Raw genomic sequence first — 16,131 nt, 5'->3', positions numbered from 1 at the left:
CCCTGCCGATCGACTGGCCGATCAGTCGTCGTCTTCGACCTCGGACCAGTCGCACTCCTGGCACTTGTAGCCGGTGACGAAGGAGGTGACGCCCGGCATGTAGCCGACTTGCAGTACGTTCTCGCCGCAGTCGGGACAGTCCCGGTCGGCGTCTTCGATGGGTTCGGCATCCATGACCGACTCGCCCTCGATCAGCTCGGCAAGGCGCTTGGGCGTGACCATCCGCCCCTGCACGACGCGGTTGTCTGCCATACCCGTACGTCGTCGCGCCCGTCCGTAAGCCCTTCCACTCGTGGCTAGCAGTCGTGGTTGGGCTGTGTGCGACTACATCGAGCATCGATACAGCGACCGCAAACAGCGTGACCACGAGCTCAACAGCGGTGCGGTCGGAATCGAAGATAGTTACCCTCACGACTCATAGCCAGGGTGCGCGTTCGTCGTCGCTGGTGACGTAGTCGGAGACGCGGCCGGGCACGGACTCCTCGTCGTCCTCGGCCGCTTCCTCGGAGCCATCTTCGGGGTCGCCGCCGTCGGCGACCGCGGCGTCGTCGGACGCGTCGCCGGGAACGCCGTCGTAGTCGCGGTCGCCTCCCGGGTCGAAGGCGAACAGCGCGGTGACGCCGAGCACGGCGAGCGCGATGGGCGCGTCGCCCGGCACCAATCCGAAGATCGACAGCGGGAGGACGCCGAGCGCGACCGCACTACCGAAGCGGAAGCGGTCGATGTCGACGACGGCGCGGAGCCACGGACCCGAGAGGGCCACGAAGAGGGCGAAGCCGACGCCGACGCCGGCCGCGGCGACCGCCCGGCCGATGAGTTCGGGGTCGGTCGTCACCGACAGCGAGACGCCGCTCGGGTCGAAACTCGCGACGAGGCCGAGCGCGATGACGACGGCGGGCCGGGGGAGGTACTCGCCGATGCGTGCGCTGGCGGTCTTGGCGGCGACGGTCAGGATGACGAGGCCGGCGAACCGCGAGAACACCGGCATGTTCAGCATGTCGCGGATGGTCGGCGCCAGCGCGGCCTCGACGGCGGCGACCGGTATCAGGACCGCGCCGACGGCGAGGATGGCCGTCGCGACCTCGCGGCGGGAGCCGTCCATCTCGGCGAGGACGACGGCGACGGTGGCGCTGCCGCCGAAGATTAGCAGGCCGACTTCGAGGATGCCGATGGGGTCGCCGAGCGCGCCCGCGAGGACGAGGGCGGGGAAGATGCCGTCGACCAGCGGGAGACACATGATGGTCGCGAGGAGTTTCGTCGCGCCGCCGACGCGCCGCTCGACGGTGAGTGCGACCGGGTGCTGGGAGCTACTCATCGGTCAGGCGTGGCCGTCTCCCGTGGCCAGTGGGGGGTCCGACCTGCGATGCGCGCACGGGCGACCGGCGACGGACTGCCAGTTCGCGCCGACGGTCCAGGTCGGGTGCTCCGCGAAGTCCCGTTTGAAGAAGCCGGCAGAAGGTGTGAACGCGACGCTCGACGCGTCGCGTGCGGTCTTCTGACCGATGCCAGCGGTGGCGGGACTGGCGGAGTCCATATCTATCATTATTTTCCAATCGAGTATAAGAATTGCGTGAGAGACGGCCACATGCAGTGTGGCACCCGTGGCTCGGCGGTCGAGACGGAGGGATTCCGCGACGAACAGACGGACTCGGACGGCGGCGCGGTCGAACCGTCCGACCACCGGCCCGAATTGCTTGACCGGTGAGTCGAACAATCGTTCCGATCGGCGGATCGCCGGACGCGGGCGGTCCGGTGTCTCGGGAACGGCTGGCACGGAGCGGGCGTCTCGCAACGTTTTTGGGCCGGCGGGGGCGACGGTTTACATGGCGAACGATCCCGAACCTTTCTCGGAGAAACTCCGCGTACCGGAGGCGCTGACGTTCGACGACGTGCTCCTGCGGCCCAAGGAGAGCCGCGTCGAACCGGACGACGCCGACACGACGACGCGCGTCTCGAAGAACGTCCAGTTGCAGGTGCCGGTTCTCTCGGCGGCGATGGACACCGTCACCGAGAGCGACATGGCGATCGCGATGGCCCGGGAGGGCGGCCTGGGCGTCATGCACCGCAACATGGACGTCGACGAGATGGTCGCGGCGATCGAGCGCGTCAAGCGCGCCGACGAGCTCATCATCCGCGACGTGGTGACCGCCTCGCCCGACCAGACGGTCCGCGAGGTCGACGAGATGATGGCCCGCGCTGGCGTCTCCGGCGCGCCCGTCGTCAGCGACGACGACGAGGTGCTGGGGATCATCTCCGGCACGGACATCCGCCCGTACCTGGAGGTCGGCGAGTCCGACGAGGTGCGCGAGGCGATGACCGACGAGGTCATCACCGCGCCCGAGGACGTGACCCCCCGCGAGGCGCTCGAACTCATGTACGAGCACAAGATCGAGCGCGTCCCGATCGTCGACGACGACGACGGACTCATCGGCCTCATCACGATGCAGGGCATCCTCCAGCGCCGCGAGTACGACTCGGCGGCGCGCGACGACGACGGCGCCCTCCGGGCGGGGGTCGCTGTCGGTCCCTTCGAAGCCGAGCGCGCCCAGGCGGCCGACGAGGCCGGCGCGGACGTGCTGTTCATCGACTGCGCGCACGCGCACAACCTGAACGTCATCGAGAGCGCCCGCGAGATCACCGAGGAGGTCGACGCCGACGTGGTCGTCGGCAACGTCGGCACCAGAGAAGCGGCCGAGGCCGTCGTCGACTTCGCCGACGGCATCAAGGTCGGCATCGGGCCGGGCTCGATCTGTACGACCCGCGTCGTCACGGGCGCCGGAATGCCCCAGATCACCGCCGTCGCGCAGGTCGCCGACGTGGCCGACCGTGAGAACGTGCCGGTCATCGCCGACGGGGGCATCCGCTACTCCGGCGACGCCATCAAGGCCATCGCCGCGGGCGCGGACGCGGTCATGCTGGGCTCCTATTTCGCCGGCACCGACGAGGCGCCGGGCCGCGTCGTCACGATGAACGGCAAGAAGTACAAGCAGTACCGCGGCATGGGAAGCGTCGGCGCGATGCAGTCCGGCGGCGGCGACCGCTACCTCAAGGACGTCGACGAGGACGAGGAAGAGGAGATGGTCCCCGAGGGCGTCGAGGCGGCGACGCCGTACAAGGGTTCGGTCGCCAGCGAACTCCACCAGCTCGTCGGCGGCATGCGCTCGGGCATGGGCTACGTCGGCGCCGAGACCGTCCCCGAGTTCAGGCAGCGCGCCGAGTTCGTCAAGGTCTCTCAGGCCGGCCAGCAGGAGGGCCACCCCCACGACGTGGTCATCACCGACGAGGCGCCCAACTACAGCCCCGACGACGCCTGATTTCGCTCCCCCGCGACCGTAATTCTCAGGGCCGTCGGGACCCCTCGTTCGGACATGAGCGTCGACGTTCGCGTCGCGGCGGGTGAAGCCGACCGCGAGATCGCCCTCGCCGTTCGGCGCGAGGTCTTCATCGAGGAACAGGGCGTCCCCGAAGACATCGAGATGGACGGCAGAGACGACGAGGCGGTCCACTTCGTCGCCGTCGACGACGAACCGGTCGGCGCGGCGCGACTCCGGGAGGTCGAGTCGGGCGTCGGCAAAGTCGAGCGAGTCGCCGTGGTCGCCGACCGCCGCGGCGAGGGTGTCGGGCGCGATCTGGTGGCGCGGCTGGAGACCGCGGCCGCCGACCGCGGGATCGACCGACTGGTGATGCACGCCCAGACGCGCGTCGAAGCGTTCTACGAGCGACTCGGCTACGAACGGACCAGCGACGTGTTCGAGGAGGCGGGCATCGACCACGTCGAGATGGAGAAAGAGATCTGAGAGCGACGGGAGACGGACTTACCCCTCAGGTTCCGCGGAGCCGGGCGCCGCCGTCGCGCGCGTCGCGGTGGCTTTGAACGAGGCGACCACCTCGGCGCCGGGTTCCAGCCCGAGCGCGTCGAGACTCGTCTCGGTGATCCGAACCGCGAGCGGGTCGCTCGCGCCCACGTCGATGCGGACGAGCGCGGTCCCGTCGCCGCGGTCGACGTCGACGACCGCGCCGCGGAACCGGTTTCGAGCGCTCGTCTCGCCGCCCTCGGGAGCACTGTCGGGGTCGTGCAGCGTCACCGCGTCCGAGCGGAAGGCCACCCGTACGTCGTCGACATCGGTCAGCGCGAGCGCGCGGACGGTCCCGGCGTCGGTCTCCACGGTCGCGAGGTCGCCGTCCCGACCCGTCACGCGGCCGTCGAGGACGAGGCGCTCGGTGGCCGCCGTTCCCGATAGCGCCGCTCGCAGGCGGTCGAACTCGGCGAGGAGTTCGCGGCCTTCGTCGGTCAGTCGGCTGCCGCCGCCCTCCGTCCCGCCGCGGCGGCGTTCGACGAGCGGCCCCGCTGCGTCCTCCAGGTCGCCGATTCGGGCGTGCGCCCGCGAGTACGACCGACCGAGCGCCGTCGCCGCGGCGTTGAGCGACCCTTCGGCAGCCACCGCGCGCAACAGCGCGGCGTCCCGCTCGTCGAAGGCTTCCTCGCCGACTCGCAAGTGGGCCTCGAACCCCGCGTCCATACCACCCGAGTCGACCCCGTCGACCAAAATCGTTATGTCTCGACCGGCATAACGTCGATATGTCTATGCCGACACAACGGTCGGGCGACGCCCGAGGGGGCGGGACGAGCCGCCGCGGGTTCCTCGCGGCGCTCGGTTCGGTGGGAACCGTATCCGCCCTGAGTGGCTGCGTCGGGAACGTCGGGAGCGTCGCGGACGCGGGCGACGGCGGGACCGCACGTAACCCCGTCTCCGTCCTCGCGGCGGGGAGCCTCCAGCTCGCGTTCTCCGAGGGGCTCCGCGCGGCGGTCGACGGGCCGGTGCAGGTGGAAGCGCACGGGTCGGTGACGGCCGCGCGGCTCGTCGCCGAGGGCAAGCGCGACCCCGATATCGTCGCGCTGGCCGACACGGCGCTGTTCGACCGGGTGCTCCCGGCCGACTGGCACGCCGAGTTCGCGACGAACGCGCTCGTGGTCGCGTACGACGATGTCAGCGAGACGGGCCGACGCGTCGGCGCGGCGGACCGCTGGTTCGACCCGCTGCTCGCGGACGACGCGACGCTCGGCCGGACCGACCCGGATCTCGACCCGCTGGGCTACCGGACACTGTTCGCGCTTGACCTCGCGAGCGAGCACTACGACCGACCGGGGCTGCGCGAGGCGCTCACCGACCCCCGGGGAGTCTATCCCGAAACCGCCTTGCTCTCGCGGTTCGAGACCGGGGATCTGGACGCCGCGGTCGTCTACCGGAGCATGGCCGAGGACCGGGGCTACGACTACGTCGACCTCCCCGCCGAGATCGACCTGAGCGACCCCGCTCGGGCGGCGGCGTACGACGGGGTGAGCTACGATCTCCCGAGCGGTGAGGCCGTCCGCGGAGCACCCATCGCCTACGGCGCCCGCGCCAGGAGCGGCAACGAACCGGTCGCCGAGGCCTTCGAGACGCTCGTCGGCGGCGAGTACCTGCGTGACCACGGCGTCGTCGTCCCCGACGAGTTCCCCGAGTACAGTGGTGATGTCCCGCGTGGCCACCGCCCGTGAGTCCTCGCCGTGGGGGACGGCCGCGCCCCTGCTCGGCGGTCTGTTGCTCGTCCTCTACGCCGCCCCGGTCGCGTGGCTGCTGGTCGCGCAACCGCCGGGGGCGGTCCTCGCAGCGCTCGACGCGCCGTTCGTCGTCGGCGCCGCGCGGAACACGCTGGTCTCGGCGACGGTCAGCACCGCGCTGGCGACGCTGTTCGGCGTGCCGCTGGCCTACTGGCTCGCCAGCACGCGATTCCGCGGGCGGACGCTCGTCACCGCCGTCGTCGCCTTTCCGCTCGTCCTTCCGCCCGTCGTCAGCGGAATGGTCCTGGTCGGCGCGGTCGGGAGCGAGGGGCTCGGCGGACTGCTCGGGGTCCGGATCACCGGGACCCTCGCCGGCGTCGTCCTCGCCCAGACGTTCGTCGCCTCGCCGTTCGTCGTCCTCACCGCCAGGAGCGCCTTCGGGCGGGTCGACGCCCACACCGAGGAGGCCGCCCGGACGCTCGGCGCGACGGAGTGGCGGACCTTCCGGCGAGTGACCCTGCCGCTGGCCTGGCGGGGGATCCTCGCGGGGGTCACGCTGGCGTTCGCCCGCGCCGCCGGCGAGTTCGGGGCGACGCTCATGCTGGCGTACTACCCCCGAACTCTCCCGGTCCAGATCTGGGCGACCTTCCAGGGTCGCGGCCTCGACGCCGCCTTCCCGGTCGCCGTCGTCCTCCTCGCCCTCGCCTCGGGCGCGCTGGTCTGCATCGACCTGCTCGGCGAGTCGTCGCTCGTTCTCCCGAGCGAGTGAGCGCTCGGAGCGGCCGACCACGGCCGGGCGGAGACGCGCCCTTTTTCACCGGGGGAAGCCTCTCGTCGGCCATGAGCGACCGCGAGGCATTCCTGGCCGGCGACCGGCCCGAAGACGTGTTCATGTACTTCGCAGACGACGCCGTCTCGGGAGTCGACGCCCTGGCGGGCCACGGCGAGCGCGTCGACGACGGGGTCGTCCTCGTCGTCGAGGGCGACAGCGGCCGCAGCGCCTTCCAGCGCGCGACCGACACGGACCCGATGGCCTTCGCCAAGCAGGCCATGCCGAACGAGGGGACCGTCGACGCCGACGCGACCGGCGGCGTCTGCCCCGATATCGACGACACTGAGGGACCGCACGACGCCCGGTTCGTCTTCGCCTTCGCCGAGGAACAGAACGAGGAGGTCGACGGGATCTACAACGAGGGCGACGTGATCCACGCCTACGTCCAGTGTACCTGCGGCACCGCCTACTCCGAGAAGTGGCTCGCCGGCGAGAAGTGAGCGCTGCCGTCCGACGATGACCGCCCCGGGCTACGGCCGCGACGCGTCGCTCTCGGCGGACGAACTGGCCGCGGCCGTCGCGGCCGTCCGGCCCGACTGGCGACTCGTCGACGCCGAGCCGATGCCCGACGGCAGCGACATCGTCTACGGCGTCACGGTACGCGAGGGCGACGGCGAGCCCCGCGAGGCCGTCCTCAAGTGCTTTCGCCCCGGGAAGTCGCCGACGCACACGCCCGAGCGGTTCCTCGTCGAGGTCGACCTGCTGGGCATCGTCGGCCGCGAGACCGACCTGCCGGTGCCCGAACGCTACGGCGTCCGCGAGTCCCACGAGTCGGCGCCGGCGCCCGCGTTCCTGATGGAGCACCTGCCCGGCGACTCCCCACCGCCGGTCACCGACCCGACGCCCGACGACTCCGGCGAGGGGCGCGCCGCCGACCGCCTGCTCCGCGAGTCGGGTCGGCATCTCGCCCGCATCCACGACCTGCGCACGTTCGAGTCGTTCGGAGAACTCGTCGCGGACCCGGACCGCCGGACGACGGCCGACGGCGGATCCCCCGCCGCGAAACCGGTCGTCCGCGACGGCCACAACACCTGGACCGGCCGGGTCGGGACCCTGATAGCGTTCTCGCTCGACGGTCTCGCTGACACCAGGTTCGCCGACCTCGAATCCGACCTCCGGGAGTACGCCGACGAGCGGTTGGCGACGCTCGACTTCGCCGCCGAGGCCGCGCTCCTGCACGGCGACTACCGCCCGGGGAACCTGCTGGGCGACCCCGAAACCGGCCGGGTGACGGCCGTCCTCGACTGGGGCGCCGCCCAGGCCGGCGACCCGCGCTACGAACTCGCCTGGGTCGTCCGCGAGTTCTCCGCGCGAGCGCCGCTCGACTCGTCCGTCGGCGAGCGCGTCCGCGACGCCCTGTTCGACGCCTACGAGGGCGAACGCGGACGCTCCTTCGAACGCGGGAGCGGCGAGTTCGAGGAGCGACAACGCTTCTACCGCGCCGTGACGTGGATAACCGAACTCCGGTGGTTCGACTACTGGTGGGGCGGTGCCGACGAGTCGGTCCGCGAGAAACGAGCGACGCGACTCCGTGAGAACGTCGAAGAGCTGTAAGCGGTCAGCGCTCGGTGTCGACGCCTTCCGCTTCCTCCTCGGGCGGGAGCGCGCGGAACGCGTCGAGGATGGCCTGCTTCGCGACCGCACCTCGGGTCGTCCAGTGGTGGGCGTAGTCGAGCATGTCGTCGTAGATGTGCGGTTTGCAGCCCGCGGCGCGGGGGTGGCCGCCGCCGTTGACCTGCTCGGCGACTTCGTGGGCGCGCTCGAACCCCTCGGAGCCGCGGATCGAGGCGCTGCCGGCCGGCTTGACGATGACCGACGCGTCGGCGCCCTCCCGGCGCATCGCTTCGGCGACCTCGTTTTGCGAACAGCGGCCGTAGGTGACGCCGACGGTCCACTCGCCGACTTCGCGGAGTTCGCCCCGCTCGACGGCCTTCTCGATGAGCGCCTCCTTCTCGATCCGCTCCTCCGCGAGGAACTCCTCGACGGCCTCGGGGAAGTCGACGCCGTAGCGGCGGATCACGCGGACGTACTCCTCGGGGTCGGCCCACATCGCGTAGTCCGCGAGGTCGTCGCTGCGCTCGTCTTCCTTGATCCACAGGTCGTGGTCGCGCGTGACCCGCGCGAGCGCCTCGAACTGCTCGGGGAAGCCGTAGTCGAGTTGCGCGAGCGCCACGTCGGTCGTACAGACCTCGTCGGAGTCGCCGACGGTCAACTCGACCCCCGCGGCCTCGACGGCGGCGGCGATCCCGTCATCCCACTGGTGGTGGTCGAACCAGCGGACCGTCGTCCGCTCGGCGAGCGCCTCGATGCCCTCGATGTCGCCCTCGCCGTCCGGACAGAGGTCGCAGACGAAGACGACCGCGTCGTCGGGTGCGTACTCGACGGCCCACTCGATGCTCTGGCGGAGTTCGTGCGGGCCCGAGGGGACCAGGGCGGCGTCGTCGCCGTGGACCTCGCGGATCAGCGCGACACAGCCGAGGCCGTCGGCGTCGGTGTCGGCTATCACGACCGTCTCGGCGCCCGACAGCGCCTCGACCGCCTCGCTCTCCTTTTTCGTCTCACGCAGCGAATCCGGGTAGAAAAATCCCTCGCCCGGCAGGACCGACTTCCGCTCGAGCGGGAGCCGGTCGCCGTCGATGATCCAGTCGTCCATACGCCCGAGAGCGCCCGCGAGGGTATCAAGTCCCCGGTTGCGAGGGGCGAGTCCGGAGCGCGATGCCGAGACGCGACCGCCGGAGCGCGATGCCGAGACGCGACCGCCGGAGCGCGACAGCTCAGGCGTCGGCCGCCGCGACCTCCGCGTCGTCGAGCTGGCGGACGGTGAGGACGGGGCGGTCACACCGGCGGACGACGGCCTCGGCGACGCTGCCGAGGACGAACCCGTGGTCGCCGTGGCGGCCGCGGGTGCCCAGCGTGACCACGTCGGCGTCGACCTCCTCGACGTACTGGGTGATCTCGGCGCCCGGGCGGCCGTTGCGGACGGCCGTCTCGACGGAGCCGTCGGTGCGGTCGCGCACGTCGTCGAGGGCCTCGTCGGCCGCCGCTTCCAGCGCGTCGACGAGTTCCTTCCGCAGTTCGTCCGGCGACGCCGCTACGTCCCCCCTGTCGACCACGTACAGCGCGTGGACCTCGGCCGCGAACTTCTCGGCGACGTCCAGCGCCACGTCGACGGCGCGCGAGGCGCTGTCCGAGCCGTCGGTCGCGATGACCACCGTGTCGAACATGGTCGAGTGATCCCCCGCCAGGGGTATAAACCACGCCATCGCCGACGCGACGACACCCCCGCCGGGTCGTCGGCCGCCACGGCGGGCCCCGGCGACCGCGGCGTACGGCCCGGACGGTCGAACCTCGGTGACTTTTTGCCCTCGCCCGACCGAGCGGTAGTCAATGAGTCTGGACATCGAGCAGGTCCTCGTGCCGGTCGACGCCACGGACCAGGCCGAGCAGGCGGTCCGGTACGGCCTCGCGATCGCCGACGAGTACGACGCGGCCGTCCACGTCCTGCACGTGATCGACGAGCCCGTCAAGCGGGGGATCGAGACCGGCGACGTCGACGCCGAGGCCGTCGCCGACGAGCAGGTGTCGTTCGCCGACGACGCCGACGAGTTCGCCGACGACGTGCCGGTCACCCACTCGACGGTCGTCGGCTTCTCGCGCTCGCGGCTGCGCCAACACCCCGGCAGCGCCATCCTCGACGTGGCCGAGGAACTCCCCGCGGACTTCGTCGTCATCCCGCGCGAACGCGGGACGGAACCCGACGAGACGCTCGGCAAGTCCGCACAGTACGTCGTCGAATACGCCAGCCAGCCCGTCCTCTCCGTGTAGAAATCGGGTCTCCGGATGCGACCGCCGCGGCCGCCCGGTCGGGCCGGCCGGGTAGACGGCCCGGTCAGCCCAGCCGGATCGCCATCTCCAGCTCGAAGCTCTCGGCGTTGCTCGTCTCGAAGCCGAGTTTCTTGTACAGCGCGATGGCCGGCTCGTTCCAGCGCTCGACGGTGAGCCACACCTTCTCGACGCCCGCGGCCCGACCGCTCCCCAGCAGCGCTTCGAGCAGTTCCGTACCGATCCCGGCGCTCTGGTAGTCGTGGAGGACGAACACGGCGAGTTCGTAGGCGGCCTCCCGGTCGGGGACGAGGATGGCGTGACCGACCGGCGATCCCTCGTGGACGGCGACGACGTTGACCGACCCTTCCGACAGCAGCGTGTCCAGCCACTCGCGGACGGCCTCCTCCTTGACCGGCGGGATACCCTGGGCGCGGTCGGCCGCGTCGAACGCGTCGTACATCGCGACCAGTCGGTCGAAGTCGTCGACGCCGCTCTCCTCGATGCGGATCGCCCGGTCCTCGCCGTCGGTGAACTCGACCGGCGGCTCCGGGAACGAGCCGGCCGTCGCGTCGGGGTACGTGCGTCCGGTCATCGAACGAGAGTCACCGTCGTGTCGGCGTTCAGCAGCACGAACTCGGCGACCTCGCCGAGTTCGATCTTTCCCATCGGGCTGCGCTGGCCGCCCCCGATGACGATACGGTCGAACTCCTCGCGCTCGGCGAACTGCGAGAGCTGGCTCCCGGGGTGGCCCGGGAGCTGGGTCACCCCGGCCTCGACGCCCGCCTCGTCGATCCGGTCGCGGATCTCCGACTCCACGTCGTCGGGGTCGTGGTCGTCCGACGTGTCGAGGACCGCCACCGTCAGCTCGTCGCCCGCGTCGCGGGCCCGAACCAGTGTCTCCTCCAGCGCGTCGAATCCGTCCGGACTCCCGCCCATGCCCAGGAGGACCTTCATACCCGACGGTGCCACGCCCGGACGCAAAAAGCTTCCCGCCTGCACCCGCCCGGGAACCCCGCTGGGCCGACCGGTGTCGCCCCCGCGTTGCGTCCTCGCGACCCGCCGGTCGCGACCGCGGCGACTCAGTCGTCGTCGCTCGCCTCGACCTCGGCGTCGGCGTCGACCTGCGACCGCCGGCGCGCGGCCCGCTCGACGAACTCCTCGGGGAGTTCGTCGATCTCCCCGGCCTGGACCGCCCACAGCTTCGCGTAGAGGCCGTCCTCCTCCAGCAGGGCCTCGTGTGACCCGCGTTCGACGATCGCGCCGTCCTCCAGCACGACGATCTTGTCCGCGTCCTTGATCGTCGACAGGCGGTGGGCGATGGCGAAGGTCGTCCGGTCGGCGGTCAGCTTGTCCAGCGAGCGCTGGATGAGCATCTCCGTCTCCGTGTCCACGTCCGAGGTCGCCTCGTCCAGCACGAGGATGTCCGGGTCCTTGAGGATCGCCCGCGCGAGGGCGATCCGCTGGCGCTGCCCGCCGGAGAGTTTGACCCCCCGTTCACCGACCTTCGTGTCGTAGCCGTCGGGGAGATTCTGGATGAACTGGTGGGCCTCGGCCATCTTCGCCGCCTCGACGATGTCCGCGCGGTCGGCGTCGAAGGTGCCGTACTCGATGTTCTCCTGGACCGTCCCGTAGAAGAGGAACGTCTCCTGGCTCACGTAGCCCAGCGCCTGGCGCAGGCTCGGGATGGTCGCCTCCCGCAGGTCGGTGTCGTCGATGCGGATGGCGCCCTCGTCCACGTCGTACATCCGCAGCAGGAGCTTCATCACCGTCGACTTGCCAGCCCCCGTCGGACCGACGAGCGCGACCGTCTCGCCGCCCTCGACGTCGAAGGTGACGTCCTCCACGATGGTCTCGGCCTCGGGGCCGTCCCCGTATCCGAAGCTCACGTCGTCGAACTCGACGCCCCCCTCCTCGACCGCGAGCGGTTCCGCGTCGGGGTCCTCGACGATGCGACTCGGCGTGTCCATCAGCCCGAAGATGCGCTCGCTGGAGGCGTGAGCGCGCTGGTACATGTTGATTATCTGTCCGAACTGCGCCATCGGCCAGATGAACCGCTGGGTGTAGAGGATGAAGGCGACGAACGCGCCGGAACTCAGTTCACCCGACAGCGGCCCGAGCGGCTCGCCGACCACCCAGAACGCGCCGACGACGAACGTCAGCACGAACCCGAGCCCCGAGATGAGCCGCAACCCCGGGAAGAATTTTATCCGCGTGTCGATGGCGTCCCAGTTGGCGTCGAAGTAGTCCTCCGAGACGTCGTCGACGCGGTCGGACTCGAAGGTTTCGGTGTTGGCGGTCTTGATGACCTGGATGCCGCCGAGGTTGTTCTCCAGCCGGGAGTTGAGCTGGCCGACCGACGACCGCACGTCCGCGTACTTGGGCTGGATCACGTCGATGAACTTCTTCGTGAAGAAGGCGATGACCGGCACCGGAACCAGGGCGATCAGCGCCAGATGCCAGTTCATCGAGAACAGGATGACCGAGATCCCCAGCACCATGATCGACAGCCGGAAGAAGGAGTTCATCCCGTCGTTGAGAAAGCGCTCCAGCCGGTTCACGTCGTTCGAGAGGATGGACATCAGCTCGCCGGTCTGCTTGTCGGCGAAGAAGTCCATGTTCAGCCGCTGCATCTTGTCGTAGGTGTCCGTGCGCACGTCGTGCTGGATGTTCTGGGCGAAGGAGTTCCACCCCCAGTTGCGCGTCCAGTGAAAGCCCGCTCCGATCAGGAACGCGGCGGCGATGATGCCGACGGTCAGCCAGATCTGTCCGATCTGCGACTCCGGGAGCCACGACTGGGGAACCAGCCAGAGGCTGTACTGTTGCTCGCCGAAGATAGAGTCGATAGCGACTGCCAGCAGGAGCGGCGGGAGGAGATCGAGGATACGCGCGGCGACGCTGCTGACGAACCCGATCACGAACTGGAAGGCGTTCTCCCGTCCGTACTCGGCGAACAGCCGTCGCATCGGGTAGTCGACCCGGTCGCGTACGTCCTCGAAGACCTCCTCCTCGTCGAGGTCTACACTCATCGCATACGCTCAGGGGACGAGGTTCCTAAAGCGCGTCGAAGCCGTGAGAGACCTTCCCGTATCGGAACTCGCCCGTCCGTCGGGGCGACGCCCCTGCGGGTCACCCGCTCGCGTCGTGCGCCGCCTCGGGAATCGCGATCCGGTCGCCGACCGCGACGCCCGTCCGGTTGGTCCACCCGCGCGGGACCTCCAGCACCCACTTCCCGCGGCCGCGATACGCCCGCTCGTAGTCCCCCTCCGGGACGGCCGCGTGGTGGATCGTCGTGACGCGCTCGTCGGCCCCCACGAAGACGATATCCAGCGGGAACGCCATCTCGCGCATCACGTAGCCGTAGCTGCCGACTTCTTCGTGGACGAACAGCATCCCTTCGCCCCTCCCGAGTTCGGAGGTGTTGCTGAGACCGACGACCCGTTTGGGCCGCGTGTCGGCCACGAGGGCCTCCACCGTCGCGAGTTCCGTCCCGTTGCCGTCGTAGGCGGTGACCGTCACCCGGTCGTAGCTGTCGGCGTCCGGCGGGTTCAGCTGGTAGAGCAGTCCGGACTGGACCGCGTAGACGCCGCCCACGAGTAGGAGCAGACAGATTCCGAACCCCCAGACGATCCGACCGTCGACCATGGCCGGCGGAAGGGTCGCCGCCGGCGTAAGCCTGCGGGTTCGGTCCAGAGAGAAAGCGTTATTCCGACCCAGGGGGAAAATCCGAGCGAGGGTTCGTGGTCTAGTTGGTTATGACGCGGCCTTTACAAGGCCGAGATCGGTGGTTCAAATCCGCCCGAACCCATGTATTCTGCGACGAGCGGACGCGAGGAGCGAATACATCCGTGAGGGCGATTCGAACCCTCGAAGACGCGCGCAACGAAGTGAGCACGTCTTCCTCCGGTTCACAATCCGCCCGAACCCACTGTCCTGTCGCGAGCGACCTCGTGAGTGAGTGAACTGGCCGTAACGGCGTAAGAGATACAAGAGCTTGTACACACCGTATACATATGAGCACCATCAGAGTCAGCGACGACGTGAAAGAGCGTCTTCGTGACCTCAAACGCGAAGACGAGAGTTTCAATGACCTGCTCGACCGACTCAGTCGGAGCGAGAAGGATGTAGAGGAGATCGCGCGATCGCTGGGTGCGATCAACGACGGGAATCTCGGAGAGCGGATGGAGGAAGCCCACAACGAACTGAACGAGTCGCTCGAGCGGCGCACCGAGGAATGATCGTCCTCGACAGGGATGTTCTGGTCAAACTCACCGAATCGGAGGCTGATGTAGTCCAGCACCTACAGCAGTACAGCGCCGAAGAGTGGACGATCCCCTCGCTCGTCGCGTGGGAGTCGTACAAGGCTCAGTCGTCACGGTCGGAGATGCTCCGTATACAGAGCACGCTTCGAGAGAACTTCGATCGGATCCTCCAGTTCACCGATGATACGGCGCTGGAGGCTGCATACCTGGACGAGAAGCTACGATCGCAGGGCGTGTCTCTCGATGCCGTCGACCTACTGAACGTGGCGACGGCTCACGCCCAAGGTGGCACGTTCATCACCCACAACAAGCGAGATTTTGATAAGCCAGTGTTGCGCGACCTCGTCGACGTGGACGTAATCGATACCGAGTGAGCGGGTCTAGTGGTACGACTCGCAATCGCAGGGTAGTGAGAGATGTGGACGCCGACAGACGCGCCTGTGGTCGACGTGTCAACGCGGACGCTCAGGCGATGGACCGCGAAGGCTACCGACGAGCTGCTCGACGAGACCGACGAGCCGGGCTGGGAGTACGTCGGCTTTCACGATCTCCGGCGGACGTGGGCGACGAGTCTCCGGAGCGAGGACGTGGATGCGATGGTCGTCTGCGACTGGGGCGGCTGGGACGACCTACAGACGTTCCTCGACCACTACAGAGGGACGCACACGCCCGAGGCGCAGCGGCGGGAGCGCGAAAAGGTTGAGTGGCTCTGAGTTAGTTGTCCTCGCCGTAAATCTCGATGCGGACCTCACGCGGGTCCTCCTCTCCCCAGTCTCCCGCGTCACCGAGATCGGTGTTGTCGACGACGAGATTGTACTCTCCAGGGTCGAGGGTCGCCGTGCGTGTCGCGTCGTGAGTGACCCCTTCGGCCGACCCGCCCGGAAACACCTCCGGTTTGTGGTCACTCTCGTCGTCGATATAGTCGATGTACTGATTGAATTCGCTCCGCGACATCAGGAACACGTCGAAGTCACGTTCATCCGTTAGCTCGTTCGTGACGGTCCAGTTCAGGGTGAACTGATTCACCGACTCGAAGGGAACCTGATAGTAGCCCGGACCGGGTACCTCGTGGGTCTCGTCGTACGTGAAACTCTCAGGAACCGGCGTGCTGGTCGGCGTCGGTTCCGGCGTGTCGGTCGGCGTGGGCGTTGGTTCCGGCGTGTCGGTCGGCGTGTCCGTCGGTGTCTCTGTAGGTGTCTCGGTCGGTGTCGGCGTATCGTCCGACCCATCGGAACCACCAGATCCACCTTGTAGGTCGGATTTCTCTTGTACGTCCGGGTCATTCGGTGCGTAGTCTTCGGAGTCGATCACGCCGTCACCGTCGGAGTCTTGAATGTCGTCGCCACCGTCGCTGTTGTCGCCAGAACCTTGATCTCCGGTAAGTCCAGTACATCCCGTCGTCAGAAGCGCACCCGTTGCGAGGAAATATCGCCGTCTCATCAGTACGTCCCAATTACTGATTATTATGTGCTAAAAAGCTATCTCCTTAACATTCGGTCGCCCGGCAGTGAACCGCGAAGGCCACCGACGAGCTGCTCGACGAGGCAGATGAACCGGGCTGGGAGTACGTCGGCTTCCCGATCTCCGGCGGACCTGGGCGACGAGTCTCCGGAGCGAGGATGTAGATGCCATGGTCGTCTGCGACTGGGGCGGTTGGGACGATTTGGAGACGT

Annotated in this window: 22 protein-coding genes and 1 tRNA gene; 12 read left to right on the top strand and 11 right to left on the bottom strand. The window is 68.8% G+C overall.

The genetic code is table 11. The features are described 5' to 3' along the window. Positions 1 to 21 precede the first annotated feature (21 nt). From HZS55_RS15070 to HZS55_RS15060, 3 genes are all read right to left on the bottom strand, one after another. Positions 22 to 252 (bottom strand): DUF5795 family protein, encoded by a 231-nt coding sequence (locus tag HZS55_RS15070; RefSeq protein WP_179908411.1) that lies wholly within the window; start codon positions 250 to 252, stop codon positions 22 to 24. A gap of 163 nt (positions 253 to 415) precedes the next feature. Beyond that, positions 416 to 1,315: a DUF5794 domain-containing protein gene (locus HZS55_RS15065; RefSeq protein ID WP_179908410.1), complete on the bottom strand. Its 900-nt coding sequence runs from the start codon at positions 1,313 to 1,315 to the stop codon at positions 416 to 418. A gap of 3 nt (positions 1,316 to 1,318) precedes the next feature. Continuing rightward, a complete protein-coding gene (locus HZS55_RS15060; protein ID WP_179908409.1) occupies positions 1,319 to 1,534 on the bottom strand; it encodes a hypothetical protein in 216 nt (71 codons plus the stop codon). Positions 1,535 to 1,570: 36 nt separating this feature from the next. Here HZS55_RS15060 and HZS55_RS22840 point away from each other — a divergent pair, with 36 nt between their 5' ends. The 3 genes from HZS55_RS22840 (at position 1,571) to HZS55_RS15050 (ending at position 3,797) form a co-directional block, all read left to right on the top strand. Next, positions 1,571 to 1,705 carry a hypothetical protein gene (locus tag HZS55_RS22840; protein ID WP_281372724.1) on the top strand — a complete coding sequence of 45 codons (135 nt, stop codon included), beginning with the start codon at positions 1,571 to 1,573 and terminating at the stop codon, positions 1,703 to 1,705. Positions 1,706 to 1,823: 118 nt separating this feature from the next. After that, positions 1,824 to 3,314: an IMP dehydrogenase gene (gene guaB / locus HZS55_RS15055; protein ID WP_179908408.1), complete on the top strand. Its 1,491-nt coding sequence runs from the start codon at positions 1,824 to 1,826 to the stop codon at positions 3,312 to 3,314. A 54-nt stretch (positions 3,315 to 3,368) separates the two neighbouring features. Continuing rightward, positions 3,369 to 3,797 (top strand): GNAT family N-acetyltransferase, encoded by a 429-nt coding sequence (locus HZS55_RS15050; RefSeq protein ID WP_179908407.1) that lies wholly within the window; start codon positions 3,369 to 3,371, stop codon positions 3,795 to 3,797. Between the two features lie 18 nt (positions 3,798 to 3,815). On the opposite strand, the gene HZS55_RS15045 is transcribed toward HZS55_RS15050, so the two are convergent. Then, positions 3,816 to 4,520 carry a molybdenum-dependent transcriptional regulator gene (locus tag HZS55_RS15045; RefSeq protein ID WP_179908406.1) on the bottom strand — a complete coding sequence of 235 codons (705 nt, stop codon included), beginning with the start codon at positions 4,518 to 4,520 and terminating at the stop codon, positions 3,816 to 3,818. 65 nt (positions 4,521 to 4,585) lie between these two features. Between HZS55_RS15045 and HZS55_RS15040 the strand changes: the two genes are divergently transcribed. The 4 genes from HZS55_RS15040 (at position 4,586) to HZS55_RS15025 (ending at position 7,928) form a co-directional block, all read left to right on the top strand. After that, the gene (locus HZS55_RS15040) at positions 4,586 to 5,539 is read left to right on the top strand and encodes an extracellular solute-binding protein (RefSeq protein ID WP_179908405.1); all 954 of its coding nucleotides are present in this window, start codon (positions 4,586 to 4,588) and stop codon (positions 5,537 to 5,539) included. Continuing rightward, positions 5,514 to 6,311, top strand: coding sequence for a molybdate ABC transporter permease subunit (locus tag HZS55_RS15035; RefSeq protein WP_179908404.1), 798 nt, complete (start codon positions 5,514 to 5,516; stop codon positions 6,309 to 6,311). Before HZS55_RS15040 ends, HZS55_RS15035 begins: the two co-directional genes overlap by 26 nt. A 71-nt stretch (positions 6,312 to 6,382) precedes the next feature. Continuing rightward, the gene (locus HZS55_RS15030; RefSeq protein ID WP_179908403.1) at positions 6,383 to 6,814 is read left to right on the top strand and encodes a DUF5807 family protein; all 432 of its coding nucleotides are present in this window, start codon (positions 6,383 to 6,385) and stop codon (positions 6,812 to 6,814) included. A 16-nt stretch (positions 6,815 to 6,830) separates the two neighbouring features. Beyond that, a complete protein-coding gene (locus tag HZS55_RS15025) occupies positions 6,831 to 7,928 on the top strand; it encodes a phosphotransferase family protein (RefSeq protein ID WP_179908402.1) in 1,098 nt (365 codons plus the stop codon). Positions 7,929 to 7,932: 4 nt separating this feature from the next. Here the strand turns inward: HZS55_RS15025 and HZS55_RS15020 are convergent, their stop codons facing one another. Together HZS55_RS15020 and HZS55_RS15015 are read right to left on the bottom strand one after the other, a co-directional pair. After that, the gene (locus HZS55_RS15020) at positions 7,933 to 9,027 is read right to left on the bottom strand and encodes a DHH family phosphoesterase (protein WP_179908401.1); all 1,095 of its coding nucleotides are present in this window, start codon (positions 9,025 to 9,027) and stop codon (positions 7,933 to 7,935) included. Positions 9,028 to 9,148: 121 nt separating this feature from the next. Further along, a complete protein-coding gene (locus HZS55_RS15015; protein ID WP_179908400.1) occupies positions 9,149 to 9,598 on the bottom strand; it encodes a universal stress protein in 450 nt (149 codons plus the stop codon). A 163-nt stretch (positions 9,599 to 9,761) separates the two neighbouring features. On the opposite strand from HZS55_RS15015, the gene HZS55_RS15010 reads away from it, so the two are divergent. Continuing rightward, a complete protein-coding gene (locus HZS55_RS15010) occupies positions 9,762 to 10,199 on the top strand; it encodes a universal stress protein (protein ID WP_179908399.1) in 438 nt (145 codons plus the stop codon). A 64-nt stretch (positions 10,200 to 10,263) separates the two neighbouring features. On the opposite strand, the gene HZS55_RS15005 is transcribed toward HZS55_RS15010, so the two are convergent. The 4 genes from HZS55_RS15005 to HZS55_RS14990 form a co-directional block, all read right to left on the bottom strand. Next, positions 10,264 to 10,791: a GNAT family N-acetyltransferase gene (locus HZS55_RS15005; protein ID WP_179908398.1), complete on the bottom strand. Its 528-nt coding sequence runs from the start codon at positions 10,789 to 10,791 to the stop codon at positions 10,264 to 10,266. Next, positions 10,788 to 11,153: a universal stress protein gene (locus HZS55_RS15000; RefSeq protein WP_179908397.1), complete on the bottom strand. Its 366-nt coding sequence runs from the start codon at positions 11,151 to 11,153 to the stop codon at positions 10,788 to 10,790. Before HZS55_RS15000 ends, HZS55_RS15005 begins: the two co-directional genes overlap by 4 nt. Before the next feature lie 125 nt (positions 11,154 to 11,278). Continuing rightward, on the bottom strand, positions 11,279 to 13,225 hold the full coding sequence (locus HZS55_RS14995) for an ABC transporter ATP-binding protein (RefSeq protein ID WP_179908396.1): 1,947 nt from the start codon (positions 13,223 to 13,225) through the stop codon (positions 11,279 to 11,281). Between the two features lie 100 nt (positions 13,226 to 13,325). Continuing rightward, positions 13,326 to 13,841 carry a DUF192 domain-containing protein gene (locus tag HZS55_RS14990; protein ID WP_179908395.1) on the bottom strand — a complete coding sequence of 172 codons (516 nt, stop codon included), beginning with the start codon at positions 13,839 to 13,841 and terminating at the stop codon, positions 13,326 to 13,328. 89 nt (positions 13,842 to 13,930) lie between these two features. On the opposite strand from HZS55_RS14990, the gene HZS55_RS14985 reads away from it, so the two are divergent. The 4 genes from HZS55_RS14985 to HZS55_RS14970 all read left to right on the top strand — a co-directional run bounded on the left by HZS55_RS14985 (position 13,931) and on the right by HZS55_RS14970 (position 15,171). Next, positions 13,931 to 14,004 (top strand) — tRNA-Val (locus HZS55_RS14985). A 205-nt stretch (positions 14,005 to 14,209) separates the two neighbouring features. After that, positions 14,210 to 14,434: a DUF7557 family protein gene (locus HZS55_RS14980; protein ID WP_179908394.1), complete on the top strand. Its 225-nt coding sequence runs from the start codon at positions 14,210 to 14,212 to the stop codon at positions 14,432 to 14,434. Continuing rightward, positions 14,431 to 14,832 carry a type II toxin-antitoxin system VapC family toxin gene (locus HZS55_RS14975; RefSeq protein WP_179908393.1) on the top strand — a complete coding sequence of 134 codons (402 nt, stop codon included), beginning with the start codon at positions 14,431 to 14,433 and terminating at the stop codon, positions 14,830 to 14,832. The genes HZS55_RS14980 and HZS55_RS14975 overlap by 4 nt, the downstream gene beginning before the upstream one ends. A gap of 66 nt (positions 14,833 to 14,898) precedes the next feature. Then, positions 14,899 to 15,171 (top strand): tyrosine-type recombinase/integrase, encoded by a 273-nt coding sequence (locus HZS55_RS14970; protein WP_246308273.1) that lies wholly within the window; start codon positions 14,899 to 14,901, stop codon positions 15,169 to 15,171. A gap of 1 nt (position 15,172) precedes the next feature. Here the strand turns inward: HZS55_RS14970 and HZS55_RS14965 are convergent, their stop codons facing one another. After that, a complete protein-coding gene (locus HZS55_RS14965) occupies positions 15,173 to 15,769 on the bottom strand; it encodes a hypothetical protein (protein WP_179908391.1) in 597 nt (198 codons plus the stop codon). Positions 15,770 to 16,131: the final 362 nt, after the last annotated feature.

It is taken from the genome of Halosimplex rubrum (genome assembly GCF_013415885.1).
GTDB lineage: Archaea > Halobacteriota > Halobacteria > Halobacteriales > Haloarculaceae > Halosimplex > Halosimplex rubrum.
This window is presented reverse-complemented; position numbering and strand designations above follow the sequence as displayed.

What these genes read in the sequence shown, in the direction of transcription:
- HZS55_RS15030 (WP_179908403.1), top strand. Translation starts at nt 6,383, where the DNA reads ATGAGCGACCGCGAGGCATTCCTGGCCGGCGACCGGCCCGAAGACGTG.
- HZS55_RS15035 (WP_179908404.1), top strand. Translation starts at nt 5,514, where the DNA reads ATGTCCCGCGTGGCCACCGCCCGTGAGTCCTCGCCGTGGGGGACGGCC.
- HZS55_RS15070 (WP_179908411.1), bottom strand. Translation starts at nt 252, where the DNA reads ATGGCAGACAACCGCGTCGTGCAGGGGCGGATGGTCACGCCCAAGCGC.
- HZS55_RS15025 (WP_179908402.1), top strand. Translation starts at nt 6,831, where the DNA reads ATGACCGCCCCGGGCTACGGCCGCGACGCGTCGCTCTCGGCGGACGAA.
- HZS55_RS15010 (WP_179908399.1), top strand. Translation starts at nt 9,762, where the DNA reads ATGAGTCTGGACATCGAGCAGGTCCTCGTGCCGGTCGACGCCACGGAC.
- HZS55_RS14990 (WP_179908395.1), bottom strand. Translation starts at nt 13,841, where the DNA reads ATGGTCGACGGTCGGATCGTCTGGGGGTTCGGAATCTGTCTGCTCCTA.
- HZS55_RS15000 (WP_179908397.1), bottom strand. Translation starts at nt 11,153, where the DNA reads ATGAAGGTCCTCCTGGGCATGGGCGGGAGTCCGGACGGATTCGACGCG.
- HZS55_RS15040 (WP_179908405.1), top strand. Translation starts at nt 4,586, where the DNA reads ATGCCGACACAACGGTCGGGCGACGCCCGAGGGGGCGGGACGAGCCGC.
- HZS55_RS15050 (WP_179908407.1), top strand. Translation starts at nt 3,369, where the DNA reads ATGAGCGTCGACGTTCGCGTCGCGGCGGGTGAAGCCGACCGCGAGATC.
- guaB (WP_179908408.1), top strand. Translation starts at nt 1,824, where the DNA reads ATGGCGAACGATCCCGAACCTTTCTCGGAGAAACTCCGCGTACCGGAG.
- HZS55_RS14975 (WP_179908393.1), top strand. Translation starts at nt 14,431, where the DNA reads ATGATCGTCCTCGACAGGGATGTTCTGGTCAAACTCACCGAATCGGAG.
- HZS55_RS15005 (WP_179908398.1), bottom strand. Translation starts at nt 10,791, where the DNA reads ATGACCGGACGCACGTACCCCGACGCGACGGCCGGCTCGTTCCCGGAG.
- HZS55_RS15060 (WP_179908409.1), bottom strand. Translation starts at nt 1,534, where the DNA reads ATGGACTCCGCCAGTCCCGCCACCGCTGGCATCGGTCAGAAGACCGCA.
- HZS55_RS15015 (WP_179908400.1), bottom strand. Translation starts at nt 9,598, where the DNA reads ATGTTCGACACGGTGGTCATCGCGACCGACGGCTCGGACAGCGCCTCG.
- HZS55_RS15065 (WP_179908410.1), bottom strand. Translation starts at nt 1,315, where the DNA reads ATGAGTAGCTCCCAGCACCCGGTCGCACTCACCGTCGAGCGGCGCGTC.
- HZS55_RS15045 (WP_179908406.1), bottom strand. Translation starts at nt 4,520, where the DNA reads ATGGACGCGGGGTTCGAGGCCCACTTGCGAGTCGGCGAGGAAGCCTTC.
- HZS55_RS14995 (WP_179908396.1), bottom strand. Translation starts at nt 13,225, where the DNA reads ATGAGTGTAGACCTCGACGAGGAGGAGGTCTTCGAGGACGTACGCGAC.
- HZS55_RS15020 (WP_179908401.1), bottom strand. Translation starts at nt 9,027, where the DNA reads ATGGACGACTGGATCATCGACGGCGACCGGCTCCCGCTCGAGCGGAAG.
- HZS55_RS14980 (WP_179908394.1), top strand. Translation starts at nt 14,210, where the DNA reads ATGAGCACCATCAGAGTCAGCGACGACGTGAAAGAGCGTCTTCGTGAC.